At 65.4% G+C, this 15,623-nt stretch carries 13 protein-coding genes; 7 read left to right on the forward strand and 6 right to left on the reverse strand.

Going from position 1 to position 15,623, the window contains the following annotated elements:
- Positions 1-47 precede the first annotated feature (47 nt).
- The 4 genes from L5014_RS13085 to L5014_RS13100 all read left to right on the forward strand — a co-directional run bounded on the left by L5014_RS13085 (position 48) and on the right by L5014_RS13100 (position 4,208).
- Entirely contained in the window at positions 48-815 is a 768-nt protein-coding gene (locus L5014_RS13085; protein ID WP_238464149.1) for an ABC transporter substrate-binding protein, read from the forward strand.
- Positions 816-1,075: 260 nt separating this feature from the next.
- Positions 1,076-2,191, forward strand: coding sequence for a succinylglutamate desuccinylase/aspartoacylase family protein (locus L5014_RS13090; protein WP_238464152.1), 1,116 nt, complete (start codon positions 1,076-1,078; stop codon positions 2,189-2,191).
- A gap of 307 nt (positions 2,192-2,498) precedes the next feature.
- Entirely contained in the window at positions 2,499-3,668 is a 1,170-nt protein-coding gene (locus L5014_RS13095) for a porin (RefSeq protein WP_238464154.1), read from the forward strand.
- A 114-nt stretch (positions 3,669-3,782) separates the two neighbouring features.
- Positions 3,783-4,208, forward strand: coding sequence for a DUF6232 family protein (locus L5014_RS13100; RefSeq protein WP_238464156.1), 426 nt, complete (start codon positions 3,783-3,785; stop codon positions 4,206-4,208).
- Between the two features lie 44 nt (positions 4,209-4,252).
- Here the strand turns inward: L5014_RS13100 and L5014_RS13105 are convergent, their stop codons facing one another.
- Positions 4,253-6,709, reverse strand: a complete 2,457-nt coding sequence (locus L5014_RS13105) for a glycogen/starch/alpha-glucan phosphorylase (protein WP_238464158.1) — start codon at positions 6,707-6,709, stop codon at positions 4,253-4,255.
- Between the two features lie 515 nt (positions 6,710-7,224).
- Here L5014_RS13105 and L5014_RS13110 point away from each other — a divergent pair.
- The gene (locus tag L5014_RS13110) at positions 7,225-8,574 is read left to right on the forward strand and encodes an MFS transporter (RefSeq protein ID WP_238464232.1); all 1,350 of its coding nucleotides are present in this window, start codon (positions 7,225-7,227) and stop codon (positions 8,572-8,574) included.
- 75 nt (positions 8,575-8,649) lie between these two features.
- Here L5014_RS13110 and ltaE read toward each other — a convergent pair whose 3' ends face one another.
- Positions 8,650-9,654 (reverse strand): low-specificity L-threonine aldolase, encoded by a 1,005-nt coding sequence (gene ltaE, locus L5014_RS13115; protein ID WP_238464160.1) that lies wholly within the window; start codon positions 9,652-9,654, stop codon positions 8,650-8,652.
- Between the two features lie 249 nt (positions 9,655-9,903).
- Positions 9,904-10,644 carry a M23 family metallopeptidase gene (locus L5014_RS13120; RefSeq protein WP_238464161.1) on the reverse strand — a complete coding sequence of 247 codons (741 nt, stop codon included), beginning with the start codon at positions 10,642-10,644 and terminating at the stop codon, positions 9,904-9,906.
- 284 nt (positions 10,645-10,928) lie between these two features.
- On the opposite strand from L5014_RS13120, the gene L5014_RS13125 reads away from it, so the two are divergent.
- Entirely contained in the window at positions 10,929-11,249 is a 321-nt protein-coding gene (locus tag L5014_RS13125; protein WP_238464162.1) for a hypothetical protein, read from the forward strand.
- 114 nt (positions 11,250-11,363) lie between these two features.
- Entirely contained in the window at positions 11,364-12,146 is a 783-nt protein-coding gene (locus tag L5014_RS13130) for a DUF2968 domain-containing protein (RefSeq protein WP_238464163.1), read from the forward strand.
- Between the two features lie 626 nt (positions 12,147-12,772).
- Here the strand turns inward: L5014_RS13130 and L5014_RS13135 are convergent.
- From L5014_RS13135 to L5014_RS13145, 3 genes are all read right to left on the reverse strand, one after another.
- On the reverse strand, positions 12,773-13,099 hold the full coding sequence (locus L5014_RS13135) for a DUF4148 domain-containing protein (RefSeq protein ID WP_238464164.1): 327 nt from the start codon (positions 13,097-13,099) through the stop codon (positions 12,773-12,775).
- Between the two features lie 224 nt (positions 13,100-13,323).
- Positions 13,324-14,733 carry an NADP-dependent phosphogluconate dehydrogenase gene (gene gndA / locus L5014_RS13140; RefSeq protein ID WP_238464165.1) on the reverse strand — a complete coding sequence of 470 codons (1,410 nt, stop codon included), beginning with the start codon at positions 14,731-14,733 and terminating at the stop codon, positions 13,324-13,326.
- 218 nt (positions 14,734-14,951) lie between these two features.
- Positions 14,952-15,590 carry a DUF938 domain-containing protein gene (locus L5014_RS13145; protein WP_238464166.1) on the reverse strand — a complete coding sequence of 213 codons (639 nt, stop codon included), beginning with the start codon at positions 15,588-15,590 and terminating at the stop codon, positions 14,952-14,954.
- Positions 15,591-15,623: the final 33 nt, after the last annotated feature.

A 15,623-nucleotide genomic window follows, 5' to 3' on the forward strand; every position in this document is an offset into this window, starting at 1 on the left:
CACGACCGCACGCTGCGCGTCCTGAACCATACCGAGGAGTACACATAGTGAAAAAACTGCTTGCCACCCTGTCGGTCGCCCTGCTCGCGGTCTCGGCTAGCGTCGCCCACGCGAAGGACTGGACCACCGTGCGCTTCGGCGTCGACGCGAGCTACGCGCCGTTCGAATCCAAGGCACCCGATGGCAAGCTCGTCGGCTTCGACATCGACCTCGGCAACGAGATCTGCAAGCGCCTGAACGCGAAGTGCGTGTGGGTCGAGCAGGACTTCGACGGCATGATCCCGGGCCTGAAGGCGAAGAAGTTCGACGGCGTGCTCTCGTCGATGACGATCACCCCGCAGCGCTCCGAGCAGATCGCCTTCTCGGCGAAGCTGTTCAACACGCCCACGCGCCTCGTCGCCAAGAAGGGCACCGCGCTCCAGCCGACGGCCGACGCGCTCAAGGGCAAGTCGGTGGGCGTCGAGCAAGGCACGATCCAGGAAACCTATGCGAAGGAAAACTGGGCGCCGAAGGGCGTGAACGTGGTGCCTTACCAGAACCAGGACCAGGTCTACGCCGACCTGCTCTCGGGCCGCCTGGACGCCGCGCTGCAAGATGAAGTGCAAGCCGACCTCGGCTTCCTGAAGACGCCGCGCGGCGCGGGCTTCCAGTTCGCGGGCAAGGAAATCCCGACGGGTGCCGCCGCCATCGGCCTGCGCAAGGAAGACGCCGACCTGAAGACGAAGATCGACAAGGCCATCGCCGACATGATCAAGGACGGCACGTACAAGAAGATCGAGTCGAAGTACTTCGACTTCGACGTGTACGGCGGCTAAGCACCGCAAGCACGGCCTGAAAGCCGGCGCCGCGTGAAAGCGCGGTCCGGCTCGACGACGGAAGAAAGCCCGGCCTTTGCGCCGGGCTTTTTGTTTTTGCGGTGGTTTCTTGGCTCGCGCGTCCGCGCCCGGGCCGGCGAGCGCCACCTTTCAGCCCGCTGTCCAGATCGGCTAAGATCATGGGCACCGGCCCGCCAGCGGGCCATTCATACCTTCACTCTGAACGCGCCGCGCGCTCCGACGCGCCACGCGAGTCCATCATGCAAACCCACCACCATCCGTTGATAGCGCCCGCGCTCGGCACTGCGCGCCAGCTCACGAGCTTCCACTACGGCCAGCCCGGCGGCAAGAAGGTGTACGTGCAATCGTCCCTGCATGCCGACGAGCTGCCCGGCATGCTCGCCGCCTGGGCGCTGCGGCGCAAGCTTGCCGCGCTCGAAGCGGCGGGAAGGTTGCGCGGAGAAGTCGTCGTGGTTCCGGTCTCGAACCCCATCGGCCTGAACCAGCATTGGCTCGGCCACCTCATCGGCCGCTTCGAGTCGAACACCGCGCAGAACTTCAATCGCAACTTCTACGATCTCACGGCGCTCGTGCTGCCGCAGATCGAGGGGCGCCTCGGCCCCGATGCCGACGCTAACCGCGCCGCCATTCGCGCCGCGATGGGCGAGGCGCTCGCGGCGCAAAAGCCGAAGACCGAGATCGATTCGCAGCGCCTCGCGCTGCAGCGCCTTTCCTACGACGCCGATATCGTGCTGGACCTGCACTGCGACTGGGAAGCCGCGCTGCACATCTACACGAATCCCGAGCTCTGGCCCGAGGTCGAGCCGCTCTCGCGCTACCTGGATGCCAAGGCGTCGCTGCTCGCGCTCAATTCGATCGGCAATCCGTTCGACGAGATTCATAGCTTTTGCTGGTCGGAGCTGCGCGAGCGCTTCGGCCAGCGCTTCCCGATTCCGCACAGCTCGATTTCGGTGACGGTGGAGTTGCGCAGCCAGCGCGACGTCTCGCACGAATTCGCCGAGCGCGATGCGCAGGCCATCGTCGAGTATCTGACCGGCTATGGCGTGATCGACGGCACGGCGGCTCCGCTGCCGCCGCTCGCGCATCCAGCCACGCCGCTTGCGGGCACGGAGCCGATCGCGGCACCCACGAGCGGCGTGATCGTGTTCCGCGCCGAGTGCGGTGCGTGGATCGAAGCCGGCGCGCCGGTCGCCGATATCGTGGACCCGCTCACCGACACATTGACCACGCTATACGCCAGCGTGAGCGGCGTGATGTACGCGCGGCATAGTGCGCGCTTCGCAACGGCCGGCATGGAGATCGCGCGCATTGCGGGTGACAAGCCGATCCGCACGGGGTCGCTGCTGTCGCTTTGATGTTTTTCCAACTTTGACGTCCATCCCACTGGCTCGTGCCTGACATGACATGAGCCAGTGCGCCTCATCGGCAAATCCCCTCCCAATTAATTCGTATCGCTAATCAACACAGCGATCCGGATACCGCCAGCCCCATCCCCGCGCGACTCACGTCCACCTTGTGGCATCCGCGCCACATCAAGACAACATTCATCCCGCATATTCTTACTGTCACATTACTTTCGTGATCGACCCTTAAATTGCAGCGCGTCGCATCAACCGGCCCCCAAGAGGCCGGGGAATAACTTTCCTTCATCCGGAGAAACAGTTGAAAAAGAAGATTCTGACCACCGCTATTCTCACCACGTTTGCCGGGGCAGCCCACGCACAAAGCAGCGTGACCCTGTATGGCCTGATCGACGCGGGCGTGAACTACATCAATCACGTTCAGGACGCTTCGAAAGGCAGCTCGAAGGCCTTCACGTTCGGCGACGGCGTCGTGCAAGGCAGCCGTTGGGGCCTGCGCGGCTCGGAAGACCTGGGCGGCGGCCTGAAGGCAATCTTCGTGCTCGAAAACGGCTTCAACGTCGGTAACGGCACGGCCGGCCAGGGCAACTCGATGTTTGGCCGCCAGGCGTTCGTCGGCCTCACGAAGAGCAACATCGGTTCGCTCACGTTCGGCCGCCAGTACTCGTTCAGCACGGACGTGCTCGGCTCGCAGTACTCGACCGGCGGCAACACGGTTTCGGGCAACTGGGCCTACCACGTCAACGACGTCGACCAACTCACCTCGAGCCGCATCAACAACTCGGTCAAGTTCCAGAGCGTGAACTTCTCGGGCTTCACGTTCGGCGGTCTCTATGGCTTCTCGAACACGACCTCGTTCGCCGGCTCGCCGGCGGGCACCACGACGGCTTCGTCGCGCGCGTACAGCTTCGGCGCGAACTATGCCTACGGCCCGTTCAGCCTCGGCGGCGCGTACACCGACATCACCTACCCGGCCGCGGCTTCGCCCACCTCGTTCTCGACCTCGCTCGCCAATGTCAACACGACGGGCGGCGGCACGGGCGTGATCCGCGATCTGCGCTCGTTCGGCTTCGGCGGCCGCTATATGGTGGGCGCAGCGACGATGTGGCTGCTGTGGACCAACACGCGCTTTGCGCCGGTCACCGGTTCGTCGACGCTCTACAACGCCTACGAAGTGGGCGGCAAGTACGCGTTCACGCCGGCCTTCACGGGCGCGGTGGGCTACACGTACTCGCGCGCATCGGGCCTCGTCACGGCGCACTGGAACCAGGTCAACGCGTCTGCCGACTATGCGCTCAGCAAGCGCACGGACGTGTACGCCCTCGTGGCCTACGAAGACGCATCGGGCACCTACAAGGGCGCTCCGGTGCAGGCGCAGATCGGCGATTCGTCGTCGAGCATCTTCGCGCCTTCGGGCAGCGGCTCGCAGAACCAGGTCGCACTGCGCGTCGGCATCCGCCACAAGTTCTAAGCCTGCTCGCCGCAACAAGCACGGCATGGCGTCCGCTCCGCGCGGCGCCGTGCCGCCGCCTTTTTGCGCCGGCTTCTGGTACGCTGCGCCCTTTCCCCTCGCAGCGATCAACCGATGGAACTCCCTTTCAACGAAGCCGGCGTCTCGGTCACGCGCACCGCGCTCTCCGCAGCAGGTCAGGTCTTTCCGCTGCGCGACATCGACGATTTGCGCATCGTCGCCGGGCAGCGCAAGCGTGCGGTGCCCATCGCGCTGTCGCTGATTGGCGTGGCGCTCGCCGCCGTGGGCGGCGCATACGGCTCGGGTGCCGGGCTCGCGTGCGGCGTGATGCTGGTCGTGGTGGGATGGCTCGCGTGGATCTGGCAGGAGGCCAGGCACCAGTTGCTCGTGGTGACGGGCGGCGAATCGCGCGAAGCGGTCTGGAGCGCCGATCTCGCGTTCCTCGAGCGCGTCGAGCAAGCCGTGCGGGCGGCTAAAGGTGTCAGCGCCACCGGCGCCACCCGCACCGACGCAAGCGCTGCGCCCCCCGCCGCACATTGAAGCCGCGGTAAGCCCGCGGCAGGTTCGCACCGCTACAGTGCGAATCATCGCCCCGTATCAATCGACTTCGTATGCCAGATCTCGCGCGCATACTCCGCAATCGCGCGGTCCGACGAGAACATGCCCATGCCCGCCACATTCTCGATCGCGCTCGCGGTCCAGCCAGGCACGTCGACAAAGCGCCGGTCCGCGGCCTCTTGCGCCTGAATGAACGCGGCGTAGTCGGCGAGCACCATGTAGTGATCGCCCCAATCCACGAGCGTATGGAAGATTTCCGCATAGCGCGCCGGATCGCCGGGCGAGAAAAAGCCCCGCCGGATCTGGTCGAGCGCCATGCGCAGCTCGGCGTTCTCTTCGTATAGCTGACGCGGCCGGTAGCCCGCGCAGCGCAGCGCATCGACCTGGTCGGACGTATTGCCGAAGATGAAGATGTTATCCGCGCCCACGGCCTCGCCGATCTCGATGTTCGCGCCGTCCAGCGTGCCCATCGTCAGCGCGCCGTTGAGCGCGAGCTTCATGTTGCCGGTGCCCGACGCCTCGGTGCCCGCCGTCGAGATCTGCTCGGAAAGATCGGCCGCCGGAATCACCACTTCGGCCACGCTCACGCCGTAATTCGGCACGAACACCACCTTGAGACGATCGCCCGCCACGGGGTCGTGATTCACTTTCGCGGCCACGTCGTTGATGAGGCGAATGATGGTCTTGGCCATGCGGTAAGCCGAGGCCGCCTTGCCCGCGAACAGCACGACGCGCGGCACCCAGTCCCGTTCGGGTTCCTGCACGATGCGGTTGTAGCGCGTGATCACATGCAGCACGTTGAGCAATTGCCGCTTGTATTCGTGGATGCGCTTGACCTGCATGTCGAACAGCGCGTCGGGGTTGAATGCGAGGCCTGTGCGCGCGGTCATCCTGCGGATGAGGCGCAGCTTGTTTTCGCGCTTGGCCGCGCGGAACGCCTGCTCGAACGCCGCGTCGCCCGCGACCTTGCGCAGCGCGCCAAGCTCGAACAAGTCGGTGCGCCATTGCGTGCCGATGGCCTCGTCCACGAGCCGCGCGAGCGGCTGGCTTGCCTGGGCCAGCCAGCGCCGCGGCGTGATGCCGTTGGTCACGTTCGTGAAGCGCTCGGGAAAGAGCCGTGCGAAGTCGGCGAAGATATCGCGCGTCATCAACTGCGAGTGCAGCTTCGAGACGCCGTTCACCTTGTGGCTCGCGACGATCGCGAGATACGCCATGCGCACGCGCCGCTGGCCGTATTCGTCCACGAGCGAAATGCGGCGGATGAAGTCGAGATCGTGCGCGCCCTTTTCACTCGCCTCGTGCAGGAACGCGGCGTTGATGTCGAAGATGATCTCGAGATGGCGCGGCAGCACGCGCGCCAATAGTTCGATATCCCAGGTTTCCAGCGCTTCGGGCATCAGCGTGTGATTGGTGTACGAGAACACGCGCTTGACGTGGCCCATCGCCTCGTTCCAGGGCATGTGATAGACGTCCACGAGCAGGCGGATCAGCTCGGGAATCGCCAGCACCGGGTGCGTATCGTTCAGGTGCACCGCGACCTTGTCGGAGAAGCGGCCGAACGTGCTGTGCGTGCGCAGGTAGCGGCGGATCAGATCCTGCATCGTCGCCGAAACGAAGAAATACTCCTGGCGCAGCCGCAATTCGCGTCCCGCCATGGTCGAGTCGTCGGGATAGAGCAGGCGCGAGACGTTTTCGGAGATGTTGCGCGCCTCCACCGCGCGCTGATAGTCGCCCTGGTTGAAGGCAGAGAGATCGAGCTCCTCGCCGGCGCGTGCCGACCACAGGCGCAGCGTGTTGGTGGCGCTCGTCGCATAGCCGGGAATGATGGTGTCGTAAGCCATCGCGTTCACGGTATGCGTCTCGATCCACTCCACGGTGCCGTTGTTCTGTACGGTGCGCCCGCCGAAGTGCACGGGATACTGCACCTCGGGGCGCGGGAATTCCCATGGGTTGCCCGAGCGCAGCCAGTAATCGGGCTCCTCCACCTGCTCGCCGTTGATGACCTGCTGGCGAAACATGCCGTAGTCGTAACGGATGCCATAGCCGAAGCCCGGGATGCCGAGCGTCGCCATCGAATCGAGAAAGCATGCAGCGAGGCGTCCGAGGCCGCCGTTGCCGAGCGCGGCGTCGGGTTCGAGCTCGATGAGCGCTTCCATGTCGACGCCGAGGCCCGCGAGCGCCTCTTTCATCGGGTCGTAGATGCCGAGCGCGAGCAGCGCGTTGGAGAAGGTGCGGCCGATGAGGAACTCCATCGACAGGTAATAGACGCGCTTGGCGTCCTGGTCGTACTGGCGGCGCGTGGTCACCATCCAGCGCTCGACGAGGCGGTCGCGCACGGCCAGCGCGGCGGCGTGCAGCCAGTCCTGCGGACGCGCGGTCACGGCGTCCTTGCCGACGCCGTACATCAGGCGGTTCGACACGGAGCGACGCAGCGCGTCGGCACTGCTCTTCAATTGGTCGAATTCAAGACCCACTGCTGTCATCGAATGTCTCCCTCAAAACGGCGCGCCGCGCAGCGGAGGTGGCAAATGCGGGCAAATAGGGGGCAAATGCAGCAGCAAATGCGACGGCTGGGCAGGCGCAAGTCAGTTTGCAGAGTAGGACATTTTTGGTTTTCGCGCGGCGCTGCGCCATTCGGGTTGCGCGGGGCGGCTCGCGTGGATGCGCAGCGTGGCGGCGGCTCGCGGGCATTGAGCATACTTGGCAGTTAGTTGCATTGATTTCCGGCGACATGGCAACCAGGGCGTTTTCGCGTGCGCGCCCCGCATTGGGACGACGCATCCACAGCGCTTGAGTGAGGCATTCGCTTTGAAGCGTCCGCTGCAGAATCGCGCCAGGTCTGCAACAATCGCGGGGTTGCCCGCGCCGCACCTGCCACACCTGCCGCGTCCGCGCGTTTCCCGCCCAAACTTCGCATCACCCGAGATCCGCCGTGTCCGATACCCGCACTGCGCAAAGCCTCATCGAGCGCGCCGACGCACCTATGTCGCCCGCGTCCATGTCGCCCAGAAACCGCCGCGCGATGGCGGCGATCATGCTCGCCGTCGCGCTGGCGACGCTCGACACCGCCATCGCCAACACCGCGCTGCCCGCCATCGCCGCCGACCTGCACGCGGCGCCCGCGGCCTCGGTCTGGATCATCAACGCGTACCAGCTCGCGATGGTGGCGACGCTGCTGCCGCTCGCCGCGCTCGGCGACATCATCGGCCACCGCCGCATCTATATCAGCGGGCTCGCCATCTTCACGGTGGCGTCGCTTGCCTGCGCGCTCGCGCCCACGCTCACGGCGCTTGCCGGCGCGCGCGTGCTGCAGGGGCTCGGCGCGAGCGCGATCATGAGCGTCAACACGGCGCTGATCCGCTTCCTCTACCCGCCGCACCGGCTCGGGCGCGGCGTGGGCATGAACGCGCTGATCGTGGGCGTCTCGTTCGCCGTGGGGCCGACCATCGCCTCGATCATTCTCTCGGCGGGCACCTGGCCGTGGCTCTTCGGCATCAACGTGCCGCTCGGGATCATCGCGCTCGTGTTCGCGCTGCCCGCGCTGCCGCACACGGAGCGCGGCAAGCATGCCTTCGACCCGCTCGCCGCGCTGCTCAATCTGGTGACCTTCGCCGCGCTGATCTTCGCGCTCGGCGAGGCGGCGCAGCGCGCGCCGTTCCGGGAAGTGGCCGTGGCGGCGGTCACCGCGCTCGTGTTCGGTGCCCTGCTGATCCGCCGCGAGGCGGGCCATCCCGCGCCGATGCTGCCTGTCGACCTGTTCAAGCGCCCCGTATTCGCGCTCTCATCGGTGACGGCCATGTGCTCGTTCGCGGCCCAGGGGCTCGCCTTCGTCTCGCTGCCGTTCTATTTCGAAACGGTGCTGATGCGCAGCCAGGTGGAGACCGGCTTCCTGATGACGCCCTGGTCCGTGGTCGTGGCCGCTGCCGCGCCCATTGCGGGGCGACTTTCCGACCGCTATCCGCCGGGCCTGCTGGGCGCGATCGGCCTTGCGATCCTGGCAGCCGGCATGGCGTCGCTCGCGATGCTGCCCGCGCATCCTGGCGTGCTCGACATCGTGATCCGCATGTCGATCTGCGGCGCGGGCTTCGGTTTCTTCCAGTCGCCGAATCTGAAGGCGATCATGTCGTCCGCGCCGCCCGAGCGCAGCGGCGGCGCGAGCGGCACCATCGCCATCTCGCGCCTGCTCGGGCAGACGACCGGCGCGGCGCTCGTGGCGTTGTGCTTCGGCATTGCGGGCACGCATGGGCCCACGCTGGCGCTGGGTCTGGGCGCGGTATTCGCGGCGGCGGCGAGTGTGGCGAGCGGGTTGCGGCTGTTCGCGCCCTCGCATCGCGCAGTGAGCAAGTGAGGATGCGAGCGCCGTGCGCGCCGCATCCCGCTTCGGCTGCTTCGGCTGCTTCGGCTGCTTCGGCTGCTTCGGCTGTTAGCGCTTGAAGTAGCCCTTCACCGCCGCAACGAACGTGTCGATATCGGCGGCGCTCACGTCGAGGTGCGTCACGAAGCGCGACGCATAGAGCATCTGCGTGAGGATCCCGCGCTCCTTGAGCCACGCCTCCAGCGGCGCGCAGTCCGCCGGCGGGAACTGCGCGAACACCATGTTGGTGGCCTGCGACGTCATCTTCACTTCATCGATCTGCGCGAGCCCGGCCGCGAGGCGCTCGGCATTCGCGTGATCGTCGGCGAGACGCGCGACGTTGTGATCGAGCGCGTAAAGACACGCCGCCGCCAGCACGCCTGCCTGACGCATGCCGCCGCCGAGCATCTTGCGCCAGCGGTGCGCCGAGTCGATCAGCGCCTTGCTGCCCACCAGCACCGAGCCGATCGGCGCGCCCAAGCCCTTCGAAAAGCAGATCGACACCGAATCGAAGCCCTCGGTCAGCGCCTTGAGCGACTGGTTAGACGCGACCGCCGCATTGAACACGCGCGCGCCGTCGAGGTGCGTGGCGAGTCCGCGGCCATGCGCGAACTGCGTGGCCTCGGCGACATAGGCCGCAGGCAGCACCTTCCCGCCAATGGTGTTTTCGAGCGCGAAGAGGCGCGTGCGCGCGAAGTGATCGTCGATCGGCTTGATCGCGGCGGCGACGCGCTCGAGCGCGATGGTGCCGTCCTCGGCGTTCTCGAGCGGCTGCGGCTGGATGCTGCCGAGCACCGCCGCGCCGCCGCCTTCGTATTTGTACGTGTGGGCCGCCTGGCCGACGATGTATTCGTCGCCGCGCGCGCAATGCGCCATCAACGCGGCGAGGTTGCTCTGCGTGCCGCTGGGAAAGAACAGCCCCGCCTCCTTGCCGGCCTCCTCGGCCACGCGCGCCTGCAGGCGCAGTACGGTGGGATCGTCGCCCCAGACGTCGTCGCCGGTTTCGGCGCGGGTCATGGCGGCGAGCATGGCGGGGCTCGGGCGGGTGACGGTGTCGCTACGCAGATCGATCATGCGGATGGCATCCTCGTAATGGCTGTGCGCGCACGGCGCATTCCGCCGCATTGCGCGGCGTCGAAACCATCGAGTGTATTTTCAAACGGCGGGGAAAGGGAAGCCGGGGCTAACGCACCAACCGCCTGGACACGCCGGGGGCGCATGGCCCCGGCGCGCAGTTAGATGCCGTTACGTGCATTTGCAATCGCACGAGCGATCACACACATGCAAACGCGCACAGATAGCGCCGCAACGCGCGTGGCGTGCTTAGCGCGGCAGCAATTGCAGCGGATCGACCGGCTTGCCGTCGCTGCGCACTTCGAACACCACGCCGGGGATGCCGTTGTTGTCGACGCCCATTTCGGCGATCGGCTGGCCTTGCGAGACGGCGTCGTCTTCCTTCACGAGCAGTTTGCCGTTGTGACCGTATGCCGTCACGGTCTGGTCGTTGTGCTTGATGATGACGAGCGGGCCATAGGCCTCGATGCCCGTGCCCGCGTAGACCACGCGGCCTGCGGCGGCAGCCTTGACGGGCTCGCCCTGCTGGCCGCCGATCACGATGCCGTTGGACTTGCCCGGCGAGAAGCGTTGCAGGATCGGGCCACGCGCCGGCCACGCGAGCGCGGCCCCAGCGGGTGCGGGCGCGGCCACGCCGGCGGCCGCGGGCGCTGTGCTGGTATAGGCAGGCGGCTGGGGCGCCGCATTCGCGTAGCTCGGCGGCGGCGCCACGCGCAGCACCTGGCCAGGCAGCACTTGCGCGTTCGGCGGCAGCTGGTTCCAGCTCGCGAGGTCCTGCGGGCGCTGGCCATAGGCGCTGGCGATGCGCGAGAGCGTGTCGCCCGGGTTGACGCGGTAATAGCCGGCGGGCACGCCGCTGGATGTCGTGGTGGAAGGAGCCGAAGTCGTACCGCCCTCCCAGGGTGGCATGAGCGTGCTACAGGCGCTGCAGGCGAGCGTGAGCGCGGCCAGTGCCGCGTACGTGCCCAGGTTTCGCCGTTGTCGATTCATCTTGCTGTACCTCGCTGGTTCCTCGCTACGTACGACCGGAATACGTATTTGAATGCGCGTGGGGCCGCTGGCGTAAGCCTGCGATACCTTGATTAAGCCGGAATGGGAACGGCCCCCATTATATCGTCCGATACGTGACGACCTATTTTCGTGCACAGGCGCGCCGCTCGCGCACGCACAGCCCATCCGCTTGAGGGCTCGCCTATACTGGGTCCTGCTGTTCTCATCAGATAATCAGACGAAAGGCCTCTCGCTGTGGTGCAACGTCCGTGAGGAATCCGAGGATGAACAAAGCCACTTTCCTTTCCGTGCAGATCAACGTCGAAGACGTCGCAGCATCGCCTGGTCTCGTCGAACTGCTGAACAACCACCTCGTCTTCGCTGCCGACGTCGCGGAAGCCGCCGACGAACTGATCCAGCATGCCAGTATCGCCCGGCTGTCAGGAGGCCTGGAAGCCACAGTCGAGATTCCGGCCATCGTGATCGAGCGCCTGCGCGACGCGCTCGATACCCTGAGCGGCTATGACGAAACGTGGCTCTTCGCACTCGAGCCCGGCCGCGCGCTCTTCGACGATATTGCACGCCGGCGGCGCCTGCTGCACTGAGCTTGCGCGCACCGCGAACCAAACCCTGAGCGGGCCACCTGTGCCCGCCCCCGCCTGCCATCCGCCAAGCCCTGGCCGCCGCGACGTCCGATATGCCATTTTGGGGGAAACGCCGTGAAGTCGTTCCTGAATCGCCGTAGCGCCGGGCTCTCCGACGGCGCGTCGCACGTCGTCGCCGTAGAGCTCGAAACGCAGCACGAAGCAACACCCATGGGAAGTTCTGCGCGGCTGGCCGATGGAGGCGCCGTCATCGACGATGGCGCGCCCGCCGACCCCGAAACGCTTGCCCCGAGCATGGCCGACACCACCGCGCCACCATGCCCAGTGTCCACGCTGCATGCGGTGCCGGCCGTGCCCGCATACTTGAGCAACCGGCCCGTGCAAGTCGCCGAAGGCGCTTCGTTCGAAGCGCTCGCCGCCGCGAACGAACTCACCACTTTCCGCGTGTTCCGCAGCTTCGACTATGCGGTGACGCTGCTGTTTCATGGCCGCACGCTTTCTTACTTCACGACCCTGCATCAGGACAACACGCTCTGGCATGCCTTGCGGACCACCGATCTCGAATCAGCCAGCGCGGCGTTTCATCATCTCGAAGAGCAAGCGACGCGCCTCGCCGAGGGCGAAACCCGCCTGGCCCAACTGGCCGCGCAAAATGCGATGCTCACGAAGCAGATCGAACAGTCCGAGGCGCAAGCCGAGCGACTGCGCGTCGACTTGCAGCGGCACGCGGAGCAGGAGCACCGCGTGAGCGCGCGCCAGCATCAGGTGCGCAAGGACGTGGCGCAACTCGAAGCGCAACGCGTCGCCGCCCAGGCGCAGTTGAACAAGGCGCACAGAACGATCCATCAGCTAAGCGTGGCGAGCAACGAAGGCGTGCCGCACCTGCCGGGCCGCTGACGGCACGCGTTGACAAATTCACGGCAGATGAACCCGGGCTCGTGGGGAATTGAGGCAATCCGGCATCCATAAAAGAAAAGCGCGGGCCGGTCTGTACCGGGCCGCGCTGGACTGCATGCTGCTACTGCGTACTGCAACTGCTTGCTACGTACTGCAACTGCTAATGCAACCTCTTTGCTTACTGCGCCTTCTACTGCTGACTACGTATTGCTACCGCTTACTGCGTAAAGCAACCGCTACTTCAACATCTACAACGTATTGCAACTTCCACTTCTGACTGCGTACTGCTACCACCCTACTGCATAAGCAACAACAACTACTGCGCACTGCTTGCTTCTACTGCAACTACACCTCTTTGCTTGCTGCACCTTCTACTGCGTATTGCTACTGCCTACTACGTAAAACAACATCCACCAAAAAATTTACTACGCACTACTTACTTCTACTGCAACTACACCTCTTTTGCTTACTGCACCTTCTACTGCGCACTGCAATTTCCACTACCGACTGCTCACTACTACCACCTACTGCGTAAAGCAACATCCACTACGCACAACAGCTTCCAACCGCCACAGGCGCGAAGCCACTCGACGCGACTCCGCTTCAACCTGCGGCCACTACACGACTTAGTGGCCGAAATAAACCGATTGCGACGGAGCAACACGTTGCGGCTGCACCGAAGCACCCGACTGCGACGTGCCGACAGCCGGCGCGCCATAACCGCTCGTGTCGCCGCTCGCCAGCTTTTCCTGGGTTACGCGGGTCTGTGCGGCCTGGAGATTTTGGGGGTAGTTCACCCGGTCGCCCGTCGGGTTGTAACCGGCCTTCTCGAGCTGGGCGAGCTCTGCGCGCACCTGGGCGCGGGTCAGTCCTTGCTGGCTCGACTGAGCGAACGAAAGAGCCGGAATAGCGAGTGCTGCGGCCACGACAACTGCGGGGATAAGCTTCTTCATGATCTAACCTCCATCTATTTGATGTCCGCTTCGAACTCGGTGTTCGTTAGCGCTTGATGAAAGTCTAGGCGTTTACCCTGACCAGGGAAAACCCTTATTACGCAATACATCATTGCAAAACCGGTAATAAAGAAGGGGAACCAGATGGTTCCCCTTTTCATTCAGCGACGACCCGAAACAGCAATGCGGTCAGGCGCCGCAGTAAGCACTAACTTCTGACAACCTCAGGACCAGTCGGCGTGGAAGCTGCCTGGCTTGTCGATACGTTCGAAGGTGTGCGCGCCAAAGAAGTCGCGCTGCGCCTGCACGAGGTTCGCGGGCACGCGCTCCGAGCGATAGCCGTCGAAGTACGCGATCGCCGACGAGAACGCCGGCACCGGCACGCCCGCGTTCACCGCCTGGACCACCACTTCGCGCAGCGCCGCCTGGTAATTCGCGGCGATGTCGCGGAAATAGGGATCCAGCAGCAGGTTGTCGAGCTGAGGGGCCTTTGCGTAAGCATCCATGATCTTCTGCAGGAAGCGCGCACGGATGATGCAGCCCGCGCGGAAGATCCTGGCGATAGTGCCGTATTGCAGATCCCACTTGTACTCGTCCGAGGCCGCGTGCAGTTGTGCGAAGCCCTGCGCATACGAGATCACCTTCGAGAAGTACAGCGCGCGGCGCACCGCTTCGACGAACGCCTTGCGCTCGCCCGCGAACGGCTTGGCATCCGGGCCCGCGAGCACCTTGCTGGCCGCCACGCGCTGCGTCTTGAGCGACGAAAGCACACGTGCGAACACGGCTTCGGTGATGAGCGGCAGCGGCGCGCCGAGGTCGAGCGCGTTCTGGCTCGTCCACTTGCCGGTACCCTTTTGCGCGGCGCGATCGAGAATCACGTCGACGAGATCCTTGCCCGTCTCCTCGTCCTTCTTGCCGAAGATCTTCGCGGTGATTTCGATCAGATAGCTGTCGAGCTCGCCCTGGTTCCACTCCGTGTAGACCTGGCCCAGTTCCTCGTTGGAAAGACCGAGCACCTGCTTGAGCACCGCATAGCTTTCGGCGATCAACTGCATGTCGCCGTATTCGATGCCGTTGTGGACCATCTTCACGTAGTGGCCCGCGCCGTCCGGACCCATGTACGCGACGCATGGCTCGCCGTCCGGCGCCTTCGCGGCGATCTCGGTGAGGATCGGCGCAACCAGATCGTAAGCATCGCGCGGGCCGCCCGGCATGATCGAGGGGCCCTTGAGCGCGCCCTCCTCGCCACCCGAAACACCCGTGCCGATAAAGTGCAGGCCCGCCTTCGCGAGTTCCTGGTTGCGGCGGATGGTGTCGGTGAAGTGCGTGTTGCCGCCGTCGATCAGGATGTCGCCCTGGTCCAGTAGCGGCCTGAGCGCGGCGATGGTGGCATCGGTGGGCTCGCCGGCCTTGACCATCATCAGGATGCGGCGCGGCTTTTCGAGCGACGCGACAAACTCTTCGAGCGTATACGTGGGCACGAGCTTGCGCTCGGGATACTCAGCGATCAGCTCGTCGGTTTTCTCGCGGGTGCGGTTGAACACCGACACCGCGTGGCCGCGGCTCTCGATGTTGAGCGCGAGATTGCGCCCCATCACGGCCAGACCCACCACGCCGATTGGCTGTTTGCTCATGTTGAATCTCCACTTCAATCGATTGGGGCGACGCCTCGCGACTCAGCGCGCGGCGTCGATCGTGCAAGGATAAGGGAAACGTCCACGCGGCGTGCCGCAGCGTACATGTCGTGCGCAGCGGCTCAGCGGACCTCGGCGGCAACCGTGAGCCCGCCCGCGTGTTTGTTTCCATGCGCGTCTTTGCGCGCTGGTGTTTCCCCGAGGGCCGCGATTATCGCTTACTGGCTGGCCGTGGCCGCCCGCTTGCGAAAAACCACGCTGAAATTATTGGCCGGCATCGGCACGAGCGCTTCGCAGGCAAAGCCCTCGGCCTGCGCGAGCGCCTCGACTGCCTCCAGATCGCGCACGCCCCACGAGGGATCGCGCGCGCGCAAGTCGGCATCGAAGGCCTCGTTCGAGGGCGCCGTGTGCGCGCCGCCGCGCCGGTACGGACCGTAGAGCACCAATGCGCCGCCCGCAGCAATCCGCGCGCCCGCGCCTTTCATCAGCGCGACAGCCGCCTCCCAGGGCGCGATATGAATCATGTTGATGCAGACGATGGCGTCCACGGCGCCCACCGGCCAAGGCTCGCGGCGCACGTCGAGATCGAGCGGCTCGCGCAGGTTCGCGAGACCCGTGTGGGCACGCCACGCGGCAATGGAAGCGCGGGCGCGCGGGTCGGCGTCGCTCGGCTGCCACGCGACGCCGGGCAGCGCGGCCGCGAAATGCGCGGCATGCTGGCCGGTGCCGCTCGCGATCTCCAGCACCGTGCCGCTCGCGGGCAGCGCGCCGCGCAGCACGTCGAGGATCGGTGCCGCGTTGCGCGCGGCGGCAGGCGCCGTAAGGTGGTGAGTGTCCTGATCTTGCGGATCGTTCATCGTATCGTCGTTTGAATGGCGTGGATCGGTCAG

Source organism: Paraburkholderia tagetis, assembly GCF_022213065.1.
Classification (GTDB): Bacteria; Pseudomonadota; Gammaproteobacteria; order Burkholderiales; family Burkholderiaceae; genus Paraburkholderia; species Paraburkholderia tagetis.